This window comes from Streptomyces endocoffeicus (assembly GCF_016741935.1).
Taxonomy (GTDB): domain Bacteria; phylum Actinomycetota; class Actinomycetes; order Streptomycetales; family Streptomycetaceae; genus Streptomyces; species Streptomyces endocoffeicus.
Genome location: NZ_JAERRG010000224.1, coordinates 1 through 381, shown reverse-complemented (window position 1 = coordinate 381; position 381 = coordinate 1). Strand labels below are relative to the sequence as shown.

General features: G+C 69.3%; 1 protein-coding gene. It reads right to left on the bottom strand.

The genetic code is table 11. The features are described from left to right. Positions 1 to 381 (bottom strand): alcohol dehydrogenase catalytic domain-containing protein (locus tag JK364_RS54700; RefSeq protein ID WP_230994000.1); only part of this gene is annotated, 381 nt, incomplete at both ends.

The following is a 381-nucleotide window of genomic DNA, read 5'->3' as shown; positions in this document are numbered from 1 at the left end:
GTCGTCGAGGCCCATGGCGCGTAGGTGGGGCCATTTGGCGGGGCTGGCGGTGGCGAAGACTTCGGCGCCGAGGTGTTGGGCGAGTTGGATGGCGGCGGTGCCGACGCCGCCGGTGCCGGCGTGGATGAGTACGCGTTCGCCTGGTTTGAGGGCGGCCAGGTCGTGTAGTCCGTAATAGGCGGTCAGGAAGACGATGGGGAACGCGGCGGCGTCGGGGTATGTCCAGTCGGCTGGTATGGGGATGACCGTGCGCTGGTCGGCTACGACGATGTTGGCCAGTGCGTCGGGGAAGAGTCCGGTGACCCGGTCGCCGGGGGTGAGGTGGGTGACGTCGGGGCCGGTGTCGAGGATGATGCCGGCGGCTTCGCTGCCCATGGTGGC